This is a genomic window from Streptomyces sp. NPDC000410 (assembly GCF_040300305.1).
Lineage (GTDB): Bacteria > Actinomycetota > Actinomycetes > Streptomycetales > Streptomycetaceae > Streptomyces.
Genome location: NZ_JBEPDM010000002.1, coordinates 271189 through 286854 on the forward strand (window position 1 = coordinate 271189; position 15666 = coordinate 286854).

Annotated in this window: 12 protein-coding genes; 9 read left to right on the plus strand and 3 right to left on the minus strand. The window is 70.0% G+C overall.

Translation table 11 applies throughout. From position 1 onward, the window contains the following. Positions 1–175 precede the first annotated feature (175 nt). From ABT342_RS04580 to ABT342_RS04605, 6 genes are all read left to right on the plus strand, one after another. Complete coding sequence (locus tag ABT342_RS04580; protein WP_351566908.1) at positions 176–1294, plus strand: DegT/DnrJ/EryC1/StrS family aminotransferase; 1119 nt, start codon at positions 176–178, stop codon at positions 1292–1294. Next, entirely contained in the window at positions 1291–2307 is a 1017-nt protein-coding gene (locus tag ABT342_RS04585; protein ID WP_351566910.1) for a Gfo/Idh/MocA family protein, read from the plus strand. The genes ABT342_RS04580 and ABT342_RS04585 overlap by 4 nt, the downstream gene beginning before the upstream one ends. A 102-nt stretch (positions 2308–2409) precedes the next feature. Then, the gene (locus tag ABT342_RS04590; RefSeq protein ID WP_351566913.1) at positions 2410–4992 is read left to right on the plus strand and encodes a glycosyltransferase family 4 protein; all 2583 of its coding nucleotides are present in this window, start codon (positions 2410–2412) and stop codon (positions 4990–4992) included. A 20-nt stretch (positions 4993–5012) separates the two neighbouring features. Next, positions 5013–6602, plus strand: coding sequence for a glycosyltransferase family 4 protein (locus ABT342_RS04595; RefSeq protein WP_351566916.1), 1590 nt, complete (start codon positions 5013–5015; stop codon positions 6600–6602). Beyond that, on the plus strand, positions 6599–8230 hold the full coding sequence (locus ABT342_RS04600; RefSeq protein WP_351566919.1) for a glycosyltransferase family 2 protein: 1632 nt from the start codon (positions 6599–6601) through the stop codon (positions 8228–8230). Before ABT342_RS04595 ends, ABT342_RS04600 begins: the two co-directional genes overlap by 4 nt. Continuing rightward, positions 8227–9510 (plus strand): nucleotide sugar dehydrogenase, encoded by a 1284-nt coding sequence (locus ABT342_RS04605; RefSeq protein ID WP_351566922.1) that lies wholly within the window; start codon positions 8227–8229, stop codon positions 9508–9510. The genes ABT342_RS04600 and ABT342_RS04605 overlap by 4 nt, the downstream gene beginning before the upstream one ends. Before the next feature lie 94 nt (positions 9511–9604). On the opposite strand, the gene ABT342_RS04610 is transcribed toward ABT342_RS04605, so the two are convergent. The 3 genes from ABT342_RS04610 to ABT342_RS04620 all read right to left on the minus strand — a co-directional run bounded on the left by ABT342_RS04610 (position 9605) and on the right by ABT342_RS04620 (position 13144). Next, positions 9605–11179: a N,N-dimethylformamidase beta subunit family domain-containing protein gene (locus ABT342_RS04610; protein ID WP_351566925.1), complete on the minus strand. Its 1575-nt coding sequence runs from the start codon at positions 11177–11179 to the stop codon at positions 9605–9607. 75 nt (positions 11180–11254) lie between these two features. Further along, on the minus strand, positions 11255–12421 hold the full coding sequence (locus tag ABT342_RS04615; protein ID WP_351566928.1) for an acyltransferase family protein: 1167 nt from the start codon (positions 12419–12421) through the stop codon (positions 11255–11257). 120 nt (positions 12422–12541) lie between these two features. After that, positions 12542–13144 carry an acyltransferase gene (locus ABT342_RS04620; protein ID WP_351566931.1) on the minus strand — a complete coding sequence of 201 codons (603 nt, stop codon included), beginning with the start codon at positions 13142–13144 and terminating at the stop codon, positions 12542–12544. A 254-nt stretch (positions 13145–13398) separates the two neighbouring features. On the opposite strand from ABT342_RS04620, the gene rplU reads away from it, so the two are divergent. The 3 genes from rplU (at position 13399) to obgE (ending at position 15562) form a co-directional block, all read left to right on the plus strand. Further along, complete coding sequence (rplU, locus tag ABT342_RS04625) at positions 13399–13719, plus strand: 50S ribosomal protein L21 (protein ID WP_030211179.1); 321 nt, start codon at positions 13399–13401, stop codon at positions 13717–13719. 14 nt (positions 13720–13733) lie between these two features. Then, positions 13734–13988 (plus strand): 50S ribosomal protein L27, encoded by a 255-nt coding sequence (gene rpmA / locus ABT342_RS04630; protein ID WP_019063244.1) that lies wholly within the window; start codon positions 13734–13736, stop codon positions 13986–13988. A gap of 137 nt (positions 13989–14125) precedes the next feature. Beyond that, positions 14126–15562: a GTPase ObgE gene (gene obgE / locus ABT342_RS04635; protein WP_351566936.1), complete on the plus strand. Its 1437-nt coding sequence runs from the start codon at positions 14126–14128 to the stop codon at positions 15560–15562. The last annotated feature ends 104 nt before the right edge of the window (positions 15563–15666 follow it).

Consider the following 15666-nt stretch of genomic DNA (forward strand, 5'->3'; position numbering starts at 1 on the left):
CGCCCGGAGACTACGGTCGGTGACCGGCCCGGTTTCCAGGGACAGACCGGTCCCAGCATTCCTCGGTAGGGCGTCGGCAATCGCGCCGGAGGGGTACGCGCGGCCTTCTCACAGGACGCCCCGCACCCCGGACCTCTGCCACATAGAGATCTTGCGGTGTTCAAGGAGGACGTCCATGCCGAGTAGCAACGAGCAGCCCATCCCCGCTGCGCGCCCGGTCATCGGTGAAGAAGAGATCGAAGCCGCCGTACGCGTACTGCGCAGCGGCCGGGTCGTACAGGGCCCCGAGGTGGCCGCGTTCGAGGAGGGCTTCTCGGAGCTCGTGGAGGGACGCCACTGCGTGGCCGTCAACTCCGGTACCTCCGCGCTGCACCTCCTTCTGATGGCTCTGAACATCGGCCCGGGTGACGAGGTGATCGTCCCGTCGTTCTCGTTCGCCGCCTCGGCCAACGCGGTCCGGCTGGTCGGCGCCGACGTCGTCTTCGCCGACATCGACGCGGACACGTTCTGCCTCTCCCCGGCCGCCGTCGAGGCCGCCATCACCCCCCGCACCGCCGCGATCATGCCGGTGCACCTGTACGGCCACCCGGCCGCGATGGACCAGATCATGGCCATCGCCGACAAGCACAAGCTCGCGGTCGTCGAGGACGCCTGCCAGGCGCACGCGGCCGCGCTCAACGGCACCCCGGTCGGCGCCTTCGGCAACGGCGGCACGTTCAGCTTCTACCCGACCAAGAACATGCACAGCCTCGAGGGCGGCATGATCTCCGCGGCCGACGCCGAGGTCGCCCGCACCCTGCGCCTGCTGCGCAACCAGGGCATGGAGCAGCGGTACGCGAACGAGATCGTCGGCGCGAACATGCGCATGACGGACGTCTCCGCCGCCGTCGGCCGCGTCCAGCTGGCCAAGCTCCCCGGCTGGACCGAGCAGCGCATCGCGAACGCCGCGTACCTCACGCAGAACATCTCCGCGGCCGGCGTCGTCACCCCGGTCGTCGCCGAGGGTGCGCGCCACATCTACCACCAGTACACGGTCCGCATCCAGGGTGACCGCGACGCCGCCATGGCGAAGCTCACCGAGGCGGGCATCGGCAACGCCGTGTACTACCCGACCCCCATCCACCGGCTGAAGCCGTACTGGGAGCCGGACCAGAAGGCGGGCCGTAACTGGGACCTGCCCGAGACCGAGCGCGCCGCCGCCGAGGTCGTCTCGCTGCCCGTCCACCCCTCGCTGACCGAGGGCGACCTCGAGCGCATCGTCACCGCCGTGAACGCGCTGGGAGAGAACCTGTGACTGCTGGATCGCTGCGGGCGGGCCTGATCGGCCTCGGCTCCATGGGGCGCCACCACGCCCGCGTCCTCGCCGGCCTCGACGGCGTCGAGCTGGTCGCCGTCGTCGACCCGATGGGTGACAAGAACGGCTGGGCGCAGGGCGCCCCCGTCCTCGCCACCGTCGAGGAGCTCATCGCACTCGGCATCGACTACGCCGTCGTCGCCTGCCCGACCGGGCTGCACGAGGAAGTCGGCCTCAAGCTGGCCGAGGCCGGTGTCGCCGCGCTCGTCGAGAAGCCGGTCGCGGACACCGTCGAGGGCGCCCGCCGCCTCGTCGAGGCCTTCGAGACGCGCGGTCTGGTGGCCGGTGTCGGCCACATCGAGCGCTGCAACCCGGCGCTGCGCAGCCTGCGCGCCCGGCTGGAGGCCGGCGAGCTGGGCGACGTCTACCAGGTCGTCACCCGCCGCCAGGGCCCCTTCCCGCACCGCATCGCCGATGTCGGCGTGGTCAAGGACCTCGCCACCCACGACATCGACCTCACGGCCTGGGTCACCGGCCAGGAGTACACCTCGATCGCGGCGCACACGGTCTCCAAGTCCGGCCGCGTCCACGAGGACATGGTCTCCGCCGTCGGCCAGCTCAGCGACGGCACGATGGTCAGCCACCTCGTGAACTGGCTGAGCCCGCTCAAGGAGCGCTTCACCTCGGTCACCGGCGAGCGCGGCTGCTTCATCGCCGACACGCTCACCGCCGACCTGACGTTCTACTCGAACGCGGCCGTGACCACCGAGTGGGAGGCGCTGAGCGCGTTCCGCGGTGTCGCCGAGGGCGACATGATCCGCTACGCCATCCCGAAGCGTGAGCCGCTGCTCGTCGAGCACGAGCTGTTCCGCGACGCGGTCCTCGGCAAGTCGCAGGACATCTGCACGCTGCGTCAGGGTCTGCGTACCGTGGAGGTGGCCGCCGCCGTCCTGGAGTCGGCGGCGGACGGCACTACTGTCCGCTTCGACAATGTCAGCGGCGGAGCTGCCTGACCCACCGCCTCGGGGGCGGGTCGCCGCTGCCCGCCGGTCCCCGGTTCCCCCTCCAGGGAGCCGGGGACGCCGAACTCTGCGTTCCACCGGAGGAAGTACGCAATGGAATCCCCTGCCCGTCGGCCGAAGCTCGTGGTGATCGTCGGCAACGGCATCACGGGCGACTCGCGGGTTCAGAAGACCGCTGTCGCGGCGGCACGTGACGGCTGGGACGTCACCCTGATCGGCAGGAGCGACACCAAGCGCGTCCAGCACTCCAAGATGGGCCCGATCGATGTGATCAGGGTCCCGGTGGGGCAGGAGTACCTCCGGTCGGTGAACGCGCGCAAGCGCATGCGTGCGTCCGCCACCCAGTTCCACCTCCAGGACCAGGCCGCGCTGAACCGTTACACGGCGGCCTACCGGGCGTGGGTGCGCCAGAAGTCCGCCGAGGCGAGCGGGGCGGGCGCCCCGCGCCGTCTCTCGGTCAAGGCGATGCTCCGCGCTCGCCGTACGGTGCACCGGCTGCGGGTCCGCGCCTTCAAGTGGGAGCAGCGGCGCCGTCCGAAGGACCCGGCGCCCGTCCGCGACTGGCGCCGTGACTGGCCGCAGGTCGTCGATCTCGACCTGGCCTTCGGCCCGGTGATCGAGGACATCAAGCCGGACGTCATCCACGCCAACGACGCCACCATGATCGTCACCGCGGCGCGCAGCGCCGCGCGGCTCAAGGCGATCGGCCACCGCTGCGCCTGGCTGTACGACGCCCACGAGTACATCAAGGGCGTCGAATGGCCGAACAAGCGGCAGGGCTACGCCCTCCCGGCCATCGAGGCCGAGTTCATCGGCCGCGCCGACGCCGTGGTCACGGTCTCCACGCAGATGGCCGAGCTGCTCAGGAACGACCACAAGCTGCGCGAGCTGCCGCTGGTCGTGGGCAACTCCCCGGTCCGCGCGGTGATCGGCGGCGGCAAGGCCCGCGCCTCGGTCCGCGCGGCCTGTGGCCTCGGCCCCGAGGTGCCGCTGATGGTCTACTCGGGCTGGATCGGCCGCGAGCGGGGCGTCGACGCGGTCATCGACGGTCTGCCGGAGCTGCCGGACTTCCATCTCGCCCTGGTGGTCGGCCGGACGACCCCGCTGCTGGAGGAACTGCTCGCGCAGGCCGAGACCCTCGGCGTCCGCGACCGGATCCACCTGGTGCCCTACGTCCCGCAGCACGAGGTCGCCGACTACCTCTCCTCGGCCGACCTGGGCCTCACCCCGTTCAAGCGGGTGCCCAACTGCGAGGTCTCGCTGCCGACGAAGGTCTCCGAGTACCTCCAGGCCCGGCTGCCGCTGGTCACCAGCGATGTGAAGGTCATCAAGGCGTACGTCGAGGAGCACGGCCTGGGCGAGGTGTTCACCTGGGACGACCCGAAGACGTTCGCCGGCGCCGCGGCCCGCGCCATGAAGAGCCGCGACCAGCTCGCCGCGAACATCACGGAGGAGGTCCTCACCGACCTCTCCTGGGAAGAGCAGAGCGGCCGGCTGATGCAGCTGTACCGCACGCTGTCCAAGAAGACTCCGCCCGGCCCGCGCCCCGAGGTGTCCTGGACCGTGCAGGAGTCCCCGGCCGGCGTCCGCACCGCCGAGGCCACGGGCGGCGGCGAGCAGCCGACCTGGCGCAAGCTGGGGAACACCCGCGTCAAGGTGGGCCTCGGCCCCGCCAACTACGCGGGCCAGGGCGCCGCTTACGCCCAGGCGATCACCCGGCTCGACCCGGACGTGTCCGCCGAGGTCGTCATGAACAAGCGCCCCGAGTCGTTCGACTACCCGGCCGACGTGTACGTCGACGCGACCCGCCTCGGCGACCGCGACGTGCAGTTCGAGCAGGTGGAGCGGATCCTGGGCCGCTACACGCACCTTCTCGCGGACGCGTTCCTGCCCGTCTTCGGACTCCTCAACGGCGGCACGATCGCCGGTGACCTGGACGCCCTCAAGAACGCCGGGATCAAGGTCGCGCTGGTCTCCCACGGCAGCGACATCCGCCACCCCGGACAGCACATGGAGCGGCACGAGTTCTCGCTGTTCCGTGACGCCCCCGACGGCATCGCCAAGAAGCTCCAGGCCAAGGCCGAGGGGAACAAGAAGATCGCCGACGAGTGCGGCCTTCCGCTCTACGTCACCACCCCGGACCTGCTCGACGACCTGCCGACGGCCACCTGGACCCCGCTCGTCGTGAACGTGGCGGCCTGGGCCACCGACCGCCCGGTGATGGAGCGCAAGCGGCCCGTCGTGCTGCACGCCCCCTCCAAGCGCTGGACCAAGGGCACCGACCGGATCATGCCGGTCCTCACCGAGCTCCACGACAAGGGCCTCATCGAGTTCCGGCTGGCCGAAGGCATCCCGGTGGGCGAGATGCGGGAGTGGGTCCAGGACTGCGACATCGTCCTCGACCAGTTCACCACCGGCAGCTACGGCACCTTCGCGGTCGAGGCCATGGCCGCGGGCAAGCCCATCGTCGGATACATCAGCGACCAGGTGAAGGGCGCCACGCAGGGCGCCCTGCCGATCGTGAGCGCCACGCCCACCGATCTGCGCGAAGTGCTGGAGTCCCTGCTCGACGACCGTGAGGGCACGGCCCTCATCGGTCAGGAGTCGGCGAAGTTCGCGCGTACGTACCACGACGGAACCTGGACCGCACAGGTCCTGAGCGGCTTCCTCAAGTGACCGGTCCAGAAAGGCTGTTCATGGAAACGCAGAGTGCCGACGCGGCACGCCCCTCCAAGGGCCGCGTCGTCATGCTGGTCGACAACAAGGTCGAGGGCGACTCCCGGGTGCAGAAGGCCGCGGAGTCCGCGGCCGCGGCCGGCTGGGACGTCGTACTGCTCGGCCTCGTGCGCTCCGGCAACGGACGCACCTGGAAGCTGGGGGACGCCGAAGTCCGGCTGCTGCCGCTGAAGACCCCGCTGGCCAAGCGGCACGCCGAGCGGCACCGCTCGCCGCTGCGCCGCCCGCTGGCCTACCCGCCCGGTCCGCTCGCGGCCTACCGCCGCCAGTGGGCGAAGGCGTGGCGCGCGGACGTCGCCACCCGCCGGGCCGCGCTGCGTGTGGCGCCGGACGCCGTCGGCTCGCCGCTGTTCCGCAAGGCCGAGAAGGCCCGCCTCACGGTGGCCGGACCCGCCTCCAAGTTCATGCAGAAGTGGGTCGGCTTCCGCGCCCGCCAGACCAGCGAGGCCCAGAAGGCCGGCCGCCGGCTGCGCGGACCGGTGGACCGCGCGTTCACCGCCTCCTGGAAGGCCGTCAAGGGCAAGCGCGCCTGGCGCCGGCTGGAGCCGGTCCTGTGGGACTACGAGCTCACGTACGGCAAGGAGATCGACGCGCTCAAGCCCGATCTGATCCACGCCAACGACTTCCGCATGCTCGGTGTCGGCGCCCGCGCCGCCATACGGGCCCGCGCCGCCGGGCGCAGGGTCAAGCTCGTCTGGGACGCGCACGAGTTCCTGCCCGGCGTACGGCCGTGGGAGGACAACGCGCACTGGATCCCCGGCAACACCGCGCACGAGAGCGAGTTCGCGCCGTACGCGGACGCCGTCGTCACCGTCTCCGAGGGCCTCGGCGACCTGCTGCGCGAGCGGCACGGCCTGAAGGAGCAGCCGACGGTCGTCCTCAACGCCCCCGACCGGCCGGTCGAGGTGGACGAGCAGCTTGAGGACTTCGAGCCGGTCCCGGACCTGCGCGTGCTGTGCGGCATCGGCCCGGACGTCCCGCTGGTCGTCTACAGCGGCTCGCCCGGTCCGCAGCGCGGCCTCGGCGACATGGTCGAGGCCCTGCCGAAGCTGGACGGCGTCCACATGGCGTTCGTGGTGCCGAGCCCGGCCGCCGGGTACATCCAGGGCCTGCTCCGCCGCGCGGCGGAGCTCGGCGTCGGCGACCGGCTGCACGCCGTGCCGTACGTGCCGCACTGGCAGGTGGTCCGCTTCCTGTCCGCGGCGAACGTGGGCTGCATCCCGATCCACCACTGGCCGAACCACGAGATCGCGCTGATCACGAAGTTCTTCGAGTACTCGCACGCCCGGCTGCCGCTGGTCGTCAGCGATGTGAAGACCATGTCCGAGGTCACCCGGTCCACCGGGCAGGGCGAGGTCTGCAAGGCGGAGGACACCGACGATCTCGTACGCGCGATCAAGGCCGTCCTCGCCGACCCCGAGCGCTACACGGCCGCGTACGACAAGCCGGGTCTCCTCGACACCTGGACGTGGGAGGCGCAGGCCGAGGTGCTCGACCAGCTCTACACGCGGCTGCTCGCCGACCGTGACCCCGGGGCGGCCAGATCATGACGACACCGCCCGATGTGACGGTCGTCGTGGCCGTCTACAACACGATGCCCTACCTGACGGAGTGCCTGAACTCCCTCGTCAAGCAGAGCATCGGCCTGGACCGCCTCGAAGTCGTGGCGGTCGACGACGGCTCCACCGACGACAGCGGCGCCGAGCTGGACCGTTTCGCCGCGCGCTACCCGGGCACCGTCAAGGTCGTCCACCAGGCGAACTCGGGCGGCCCCGCGGCCCCCAGCAACCGGGCCCTGGAGCTGGCCACCGGTCGTTACGTCTACTTCATAGGCTCGGACGACTACCTGGGCCGCGAGGCCCTGGAGCGTCTGGTCGCCTGCGCCGACAAGAACGAATCGGACGTCGTCGTCGGCAAGATGGTCGGCACCAACGGCCGCTACGTCCACCAGGCGCTTTACAAGAACAACGACCCGGACGTCAGCCTGTACGAGTCGGCGCTGCCGTTCACCCTCGCCAACACCAAGCTGTTCCGGCGCGAGCTGGTGGAGCGGCACAAGCTGCGCTTCCCCGAGGACATGCCGGTCGGCAGCGACCAGCCCTTCACCATCGAAGCCTGCGTACGGGCCCGCAAGATCTCCGTCCTCGCGGACTACACGTTCTACTACGCGGTCAAGCGCGGCGACGCGAGCAACATCACCTACCGGGCCAACCATCTGGCCCGGCTGCGCTGCGCCGACGCGATCATGAAGCACGCGGCCGGTCTGATCGAGGCGGGCCCCGAGCGCGACGCCGTCTTCAAGCGCCACTTCACGTGGGAACTCGCCAAGCTGATCCAGGACGACTTCCCGTCGCTGGACCCGCAGACGCAGCGCGAGGTCTGCGCCGGCATCGCCACCCTCGCCGACGAGTACTTCACCGAGGCGCTGCGCGACTCGATGGACGTCAAGCGCCGGGTGCGGATCGCGCTGGCCCAGCGTGGCGCCGTCGCCGAGCTGGTGCGCGCCATCAGCGAGGAGGCCAAGGACGGCGCACCGCCGTTCCTGCTGGAGGACGGCCGCGCCTTCGCCCGCTATCCGGGCTTCCGGGACGCCGCTCTCGGTCTGCCCGACCGGCTCTTCGAGGTCACCGGCGAGGCCGTGCCGCGGCAGCTCGCCGACGGCACGGGGCTGGTCTCGGCCGAGTGGGAGCAGTCGGGCCGGGAGCCGGTGCTGCGGCTCGCGGTACGGGTCCCCGTCGCCGGTGAGACCGATTCGGCCGTGCTCCGCCTGGCGCCCAAGGCCATGCCCAAGAGCGCCGACAAGCCCGGTGGCCGCAGGCTGCCGACGGGCACCGAACTGCCCGCCCCGGCCGGTGAGCCGGTCAGGACGGCGACCCCGGACGGTACGGCGACGGTGCTGACCACGACCGTCCCGATCCGGGCCGCGCGGGCCAGGCTGGGCGTGCGCGCCTACCTGGACGTGGCAGGCTCGACGTATGAGATCCCGGTGACCACCCGAGGTCTGCCGCTGCCGCTGGCCAGGCGCTGGCGTGCGAACGTCCCCTACCGCGTCTCGGTCAACGCGAACGCCAAGGGACGACTGGTGATCACCACGGCTCCGCTCTGGGAGCCCTCGCCCGGCGTGGGCAGGCGACTGCGCCGAACCTTGTCCCGTGTGAAGAGGAAAGTAACCCGATGAATATCTGTGTAGTCGCGCTGGGCAAGATCGGCCTGCCGCTCGCCGTGCAGTTCGCCGCCAAGGGCCACAAGGTCATCGGCGCCGACGTCAACGAGAAGGTCGTCGAGCTGGTCAACGCCGGCACCGAGCCCTTCCCCGGCGAGCACGACCTCGACCGCCTCCTGAAGGAGACCGTCGGCGCCGGGCTGCTGTCCGCCACCACCGACACGACCGCGGCCGTCGCCCAGTCCGACGCCGTCGTGGTCGTCGTCCCGCTGTTCGTGGACGCCGAGGGCACCCCGGACTTCGGCTGGATGGACGCCGCGACGAAGGCGATCGCCAAGGGCCTCAAGCCCGGCACCCTCGTCTCGTACGAGACCACCCTGCCGGTCGGCACCACCCGCACCCGCTGGGCGCCGATGCTCCAGGAGGGCTCCGGCCTCACCCCGGGCAAGGACTTCCACCTGGTCTTCTCCCCGGAGCGGGTCCTCACCGGCCGGGTCTTCGCCGACCTGCGCCGCTACCCGAAGCTCGTCGGCGGCATCGACGAGGCGTCGACCAAGCACGGTGTGGAGTTCTACGAGCAGGTCCTCGACTTCGACGAGCGCACCGACCTGCCGCAGGCCAACGGCGTGTGGGACCTGGGCACCGCCGAGGCCTCCGAGCTCGCGAAGCTCGCCGAGACCACCTACCGCGACGTCAACATCGGTCTGGCCAACCAGTTCGCGCGGTTCGCGGACAAGAACGGCATCGACGTCAAGAAGGTCATCGAGGCCTGCAACTCGCAGCCGTACAGCCACATCCACCAGCCCGGTATCGCCGTCGGCGGCCACTGCATCCCGATCTACCCGCGGATGTACCTGTGGAACGACCCGGAGGCGACCGTCGTGCGCTCGGCCCGCGAGGCCAACGCCGCCATGCCGGACTACGCCGTCGACCTGCTGGCCGCCGCCTACGGCGACCTGTCCGGTGTGAACGTGCTGGTCCTGGGCGCCGCCTACCGCGGTGGCGTCAAGGAGACCGCGTTCTCCGGCGTCTTCGGCACCGTCGAGGCGCTGAAGGCGCGCGGCGCGGTGGCGTACGTCTCCGACCCGATGTACACGGCCGACGAGCTGGCCGCGCACGGCCTCACCCCGCACCAGGGCGAGAAGGTCACCGCCGCGGTCCTCCAGGCCGACCACGCCGAGTACCGCGAGCTGGCCGCCACCGACCTGCCGGACGTCACCGTCCTGGTCGACGGCCGCCGCACCACGGACCCGGCCAACTGGGAGGGTGTGCGCCGCGTCGTCATCGGCGGCTGACACACACGCACGACAGGGAAAAGGGCCCCCGCGGGGGCCCTTTTTCATGCATTGCTCTCCTGCGTTGCCCGCTCCTGCACTGCCGGCTGCCCGCTCATGCGCCGCTCTCCGCCCGCGCACGGCGGTCGCGCAGCATCTCGTCGACCAGATTCGCCGTCGCCGTCTGCACGTGCCGGTTCCGGTGCCCCGGGTCGTCCAGGGCCAGCGCCCAGTGGAAGGTGCCCGCCATGAACACCATGGCCCCGTTCGGGTATTCGGTCAGCGCGGTGTGCTGGACGCGCCGTTTCATGGCGCCGCGCTTGTCGCGGTACGAGGACTCGGCCAGCAGGGTGCGCGTGGCGCCGGCCGGGCTCGGGGCCTTCGGGTCGTAGCCGTCCGCCTCGACGCCGATCATCCGGGGCAGCCGGTGGCCGTCGCGCAGCCCGGTGCCCGCCCAGAGCCAGTGCCCGCTCTCCTTGACCACCAGCGGCGCGGGCTTGTTCAGGATCCCGTTGAACTGGATGCCGAGCAGGCCCTGTTCGGCGTGCCGTCCGTCCGCTACGACGTCCCGCCAGCGGGAGGTGTGTCCGGCCTTGTCGGGAGTGGGGTCGGGTGACGTCTTGTAGCAGGCCATCATCCGGTTCGCGCGGCCGTCGGCGGACGACTCCATCCGCACGTGGAAGTAGACGTTGTTCGCGGCGAGGAACGCGAGATGAGTGCCGGCCGAGACGGATTTCTTCGCGGAATCCAGCATGGGCCTGGACCAGTACTCGTCGTGGCCGGGGAAGAACACCGCGCGGTACTTGGCCGTGTCCACCGCCCCTTCGTGCAGATCGACACTGCTCGCATAGGTCACATCACGTCCGGCCCGTTCGACCCAGCGGACGAAGCTGGTGTCCATCTGGAACCACTTGGGAATACCGGACTGTGCGTACGGCCGGTCGAAGGAGACCTTGTACGCCCGCTCGTCGGCGGCGCCGACCTTTCCGTTCTCCAGGTATCCCCGGTAGAGGTTCTTGCCGGTGCGACCGTCCATCGGCCACATGTTGTACGCCTGGTAGGTGGTGAAGGGAAGCACCACGAGAATGTCCGAGGCCCGGTCCGGCTCCCGCACCACGAAGGGCGTACTGGCGCGGTGCCCGTCCTCGGTGGTGAAAACGGCCTGGTAGAGACCGGACATCCAGTCGGACGGAACGCGCAGGCTCCAGGAGACGGGCCAGTCGCAGGCTATGGACCCGGTGTGCGGATCGGACTCGGGTACGGTGCGCCGCCTGCCCTGGAGGCGGGAGCTGGTCGTCAGCAGCCGGGCGCCGGTGCCGCTGTAGTCGCCCAGCCGGAACACGCTGATCCGGTAGTGCTGCCAGTCGTGCACGGAGACGTGGAAGTCGATGACCTCGCCGTGTCCGACCGAGGTGGCGGAGGCGTAACCCTGGATCTGTCGGCGCCGGTCGCCGGACGCCATGGGGTCCTCGGGATCGGAGAGCCAGTCGCGGGAGCCGGCCAGCCGGTTCTCCTCCGCGAGGGAGTGGGAGGGAACCGATACCGCGGGCTCGACCGTCTGGGGCGTGGGCTCGGAGATCGGGGACCGCTTCGCTTCCGGCGACAGATCGTCGGAGAGCGCGTACGTCGCCACTCCCGCCGTTCCGACTCCGAGCAGGCCCAGCACCGAACGCCGCGACCGAATGGACATTCCTACCTCCCGAGATACTCCGGGAGGTAGGAATGGGAATGTTCACGCCGGGTTCACTCCGGCTGTGAATTATCTTCAGATGTTGCTCACATCACGCGCGGATTCTCGCGCGGATTCCCGGGCGAGGCGGGCGCGCAGCCACTGCTGCGAAGGCCGTTCCACGAAACGGTGCACCAGCCAGGACAGCACGATCAGCACGGCCGTCGTGATGCCCAGGGTGGCCCAGGCGCCCACGTGCCCGTACAGCTCGCGGATCATCGCCCAGCCGAGCTCCTCGTGGAGGAGGTAGAGCGGATAGACGAGGGCGCCCGCGGTCGCCAGCCACTTCCAGCTGACCCACTCCAGCTTGCGCAGGGCGACGGCCAGAACAAGGAGATAGAACGAGGTCACGAGGGCCAGCGCGACATAGGGGTGCACATCCATGCCCCGGTCGTGCCGCAGACCGTCCACGTACTCCACCAGGTCGCTCTGCATGACCAGCCAGCTCGCGCCGAGCAGACCCCACAGCTTGAGGTCGGGGCCGAACCGGTACATCAGATACATCGCGATGCCGGCGACGAAGAGCGCGGTGTTCAGGGGCTGGGCGAAGGTCGCCAGCAGCGGGATGGTCTTGTCCTTCTGGACCAGCACGCTCGCCAGCAGCCACACCCAGCAGAAGACGGAGACGCGCCTGTAGTCGAGACCCTTCCAGACCACCACGAGGAAGATCAGGTAGAAGGTGAGCTCGACCCACAGCGTCCAGTACGCGCCGACCAGATGGCGGGCGTCCAGCGGCACCTGGATCATCGTGAAGTTGGTCAGCGAGTCGCTGATGCTGGGGACCTTCCGCTGGCCGTCCGGGAGCGCACGCCAGGCGAGGAAGGCCAGGACCACGGAGAACCAGTAGGCCGGGAAGAGGCGCAGGAAGCGGGCCCGGACGAACTGGCCCGGCGTACGGCCCCAGGCCGAGAGGCAGATGACGAAACCGCTGATGATGAAGAACAGCTGGACGCCGTACGAGCCGTAGGTCGTGAACGGGAAGATCGAAGGGAACAACTCCCTGGGGTTCACTCCCCAGTTGGTCCGGTTCGCCGCGTCGATCCCCGTGAAATGGAAGAGCATGACGGACACCGCCGCCACGACCCGCAGCGCGTCCAGCGCGTACAGGCGGGGCGGTGCGGCCTTTTTGCGGGGCTGCTGCTGCGCTCCGCTCGCCGCAGCCCTGTCCAGTTGACCTGAGATCTGGACATCAGTCGGGGACAATGTCGGCCTCGCTTGCGTAGGGCGCCAGGAAACCCGGCCATCCTATGCGGCTGTAAGAGTGAGGGGGACCGGCAGCCCGGTCCCCCTCATTCACGATCTCGCCCGCTCCGCGATACGCGATCACACCGCCTCGGTGAGCGTCCCCTCGGCCGTCTCCTTGTAGAGACGCCCCGACTTCGGGCACTCCCACACACCGGCCTCGCCCTCGCGCTCGACCAGACGTACGCCCTCGTGGCCGACCCAGCCGATCTGCCGGGCCGGGACGCCGACGACCAGCGCGAAGTCCGGAACGTCCTTGGTGACGACCGCGCCGGCCGCGATCATGGCCCAGCGGCCGATCTCGATCGGGGCCACGCACACCGAGCGCGCGCCGATCGAGGCGCCGTCGGCGATCTTCACACCGACGGCCTCCCAGTCGCCGCCGCGCTTCTGCTTGCCCTCGGGGTCGATGGAGCGCGGGTTGTGGTCGTTGGTGAGGACGACGGCCGGGCCGATGAAGACGCCGTTGCCGAGCTCGGCCGGCTCGTAGACCAGGGAGTAGTTCTGCAGCTTGCAGTTGTCACCCATACGGACGCCGGTACCGACGTACGCGCCCCGGCCGATCACGCAGCCCTCACCGAGCCGGGCGTCCTCTCGGATCTGGGCGAGCTCCCACACGCTGCTGCTGTCGCCGATCACGGCGCTCTCGGCGACCTGGGCGGTGGGCTGGACCCTGTAGTTCACTTCTCTGCCTTGCCTTCCGGTGACGGGCTTCGCCGAGCGAGCATACTGCCCGGCGCGTCCGCCGGTTTGACCCCCCGAGATGTGCCCCGTAACCTTGACCGTCGGCGTGTTTCCATGCACGTCAGCTTCTGAGCACCTCCCTCCCGACCCCGGGTCGGGAGAGGCCGTTCATCCATTGCGGAGAGTCACGGGCCCTGGGTCCGTGCGGACGGCTGGCATCAGAGGTTCCCGTTCCGAGCGAGAGAGAGATCCGCGTGTACGCCATCGTGCGCAGCGGTGGTCGCCAGCACAAGGTTGCTGTCGGCGACATCGTTGAGGTTGACAAGATTTCCACTGCCAAGGTTGGCGACACGGTCGAGCTCTCGACCCTGCTCGTTGTCGACGGCGACGCTGTGACCAGCGACCCGTGGGTGCTGGCCGGGATCAAGGTCGAGGCCGAGGTCGTGGACCACCACAAGGGCGCCAAGATCGACATCCTGCGCTACAAGAACAAGACCGGCTACCGCCGTCGTCAGGGCCACCGTCAGCAGTACACGGCGATCAAGGTCACGGCGATCCCCACGGCTGCGAAGTAAGGGACTGAGGAGAGATGGCACACAAGAAGGGCGCATCGTCCACCCGGAACGGTCGCGACTCCAACGCTCAGCGGCTCGGCGTGAAGCGCTTCGGCGGTCAGGTCGTCAACGCCGGTGAGATCCTGGTCCGCCAGCGCGGCACCCACTTCCACCCGGGCTCGGGCGTCGGCCGTGGCGGCGACGACACGCTGTTCGCGCTGAACGCCGGCGCGGTGGAGTTCGGTACCCACCGTGGCCGCAAGGTTGTGAACATCGTTCCGGTCGCCTGATCGGTTCTTTGCGAGGGGCGGACCTCACTTCCCGTTACGGGAAGCGGGTCCGCCTTTCGCGCGTTATTGACTAGACGAGTAGACATTTCCGTACGCCCTCAGCCTTCGGCCGGGGGACCCCCAGGAGGCACAGAACCATGACCACCTTCGTGGACCGCGTCGAACTGCATGTCGCCGCGGGTAACGGAGGCCACGGCTGCGCCTCCGTGTTCCGTGAGAAGTTCCGGCCGCTCGGCGGCCCCGACGGCGGCAACGGCGGCCGTGGCGGCGACGTCATCCTCGTCGTCGACCAGTCCGTCACCACGCTGCTCGACTACCACCACTCGCCGCACCGCAAGGCCACCAACGGCAAGCCCGGCGAGGGCGGCCACCGCTCCGGCAAGGACGGCCAGGACCTGGTGCTGCCGGTCCCGGACGGCACGGTGGTGCTCGACAAGAGCGGCAACGTGCTCGCCGACCTGGTCGGCCAGGGCACGACGTACGTGGCGGCCCAGGGCGGCCGCGGCGGCCTCGGCAACGCGGCGCTCGCGTCGGCCCGCCGCAAGGCGCCCGGCTTCGCGCTGCTCGGCGAGCCCGGTGACCTGGGCGATATCGTCCTGGAGCTGAAGACCGTCGCCGACGTGGCCCTGGTGGGGTACCCCAGCGCAGGAAAGTCCTCGCTGATCTCCGTCCTGTCGGCCGCCAAGCCGAAGATCGCGGACTACCCCTTCACCACGCTGGTGCCGAACCTGGGCGTGGTCACGGCCGGCGCGACGGTCTACACGATCGCGGACGTGCCGGGCCTGATCCCGGGCGCCAGCCAGGGGCGCGGCCTCGGCCTGGAGTTCCTGCGCCACGTCGAGCGCTGCTCCGTCCTCGTCCACGTCCTGGACACGGCGACGCTGGAATCCGAGCGCGACCCGATCTCCGACCTCGATGTCATCGAGGAGGAGCTGAAGCAGTACGGCGGCCTGGACGACCGTCCTCGCATCGTCGTCCTCAACAAGATCGACATCCCGGACGGCCAGGATCTCGCGGACATGGTCCGCGCCGACCTGGAGAAGCGCGGCTACCGCGTCTTCGAGGTGTCGGCGGTGGCGCGTACGGGCCTGAAGGAGCTGTCCTTCGCGCTGGCCGAGATCGTGGCGGCGGCGCGCGCGGCCAAGCCGAAGCAGGAGGCGACCCGGATCGTCATCCGCCCGAAGGCGGTCGACGAGACGGGCTTCACCGTCACGCTGGAGGAGGACGGCCTCTACCGCGTGCGCGGCGAGAAGCCGGAGCGCTGGGTGCGCCAGACCGACTTCAACAACGACGAGGCCGTCGGCTATCTGGCCGACCGGCTCAACCGCCTCGGTGTCGAGGAAGAGCTGATGAAGGCCGGTGCCCGCGCGGGCGACGGCGTGGCCATCGGTCCGGAGGACAACGCGGTCGTCTTCGACTGGGAGCCGACGATGATGGCCGGTGCGGAGATGCTCGGCCGTCGTGGCGAGGACCACCGGATGGAGGCCCCCCGGCCCGCGGCGCAGCGCCGTAAGGACCGTGAGGCGGAGCGGGACAGCGCGCAGCGCGAGTTCGACGAGTTCAACCCGTTCTAGCGGCGGCTCGTTCCGGCGACGGGCTCGCTCGTTCGAGCGATAGGTGCAGCTCGTTTCGGCCGGTGAAACCGGTTTCGGTCAGATCCATCCGGTGGAACAACCTG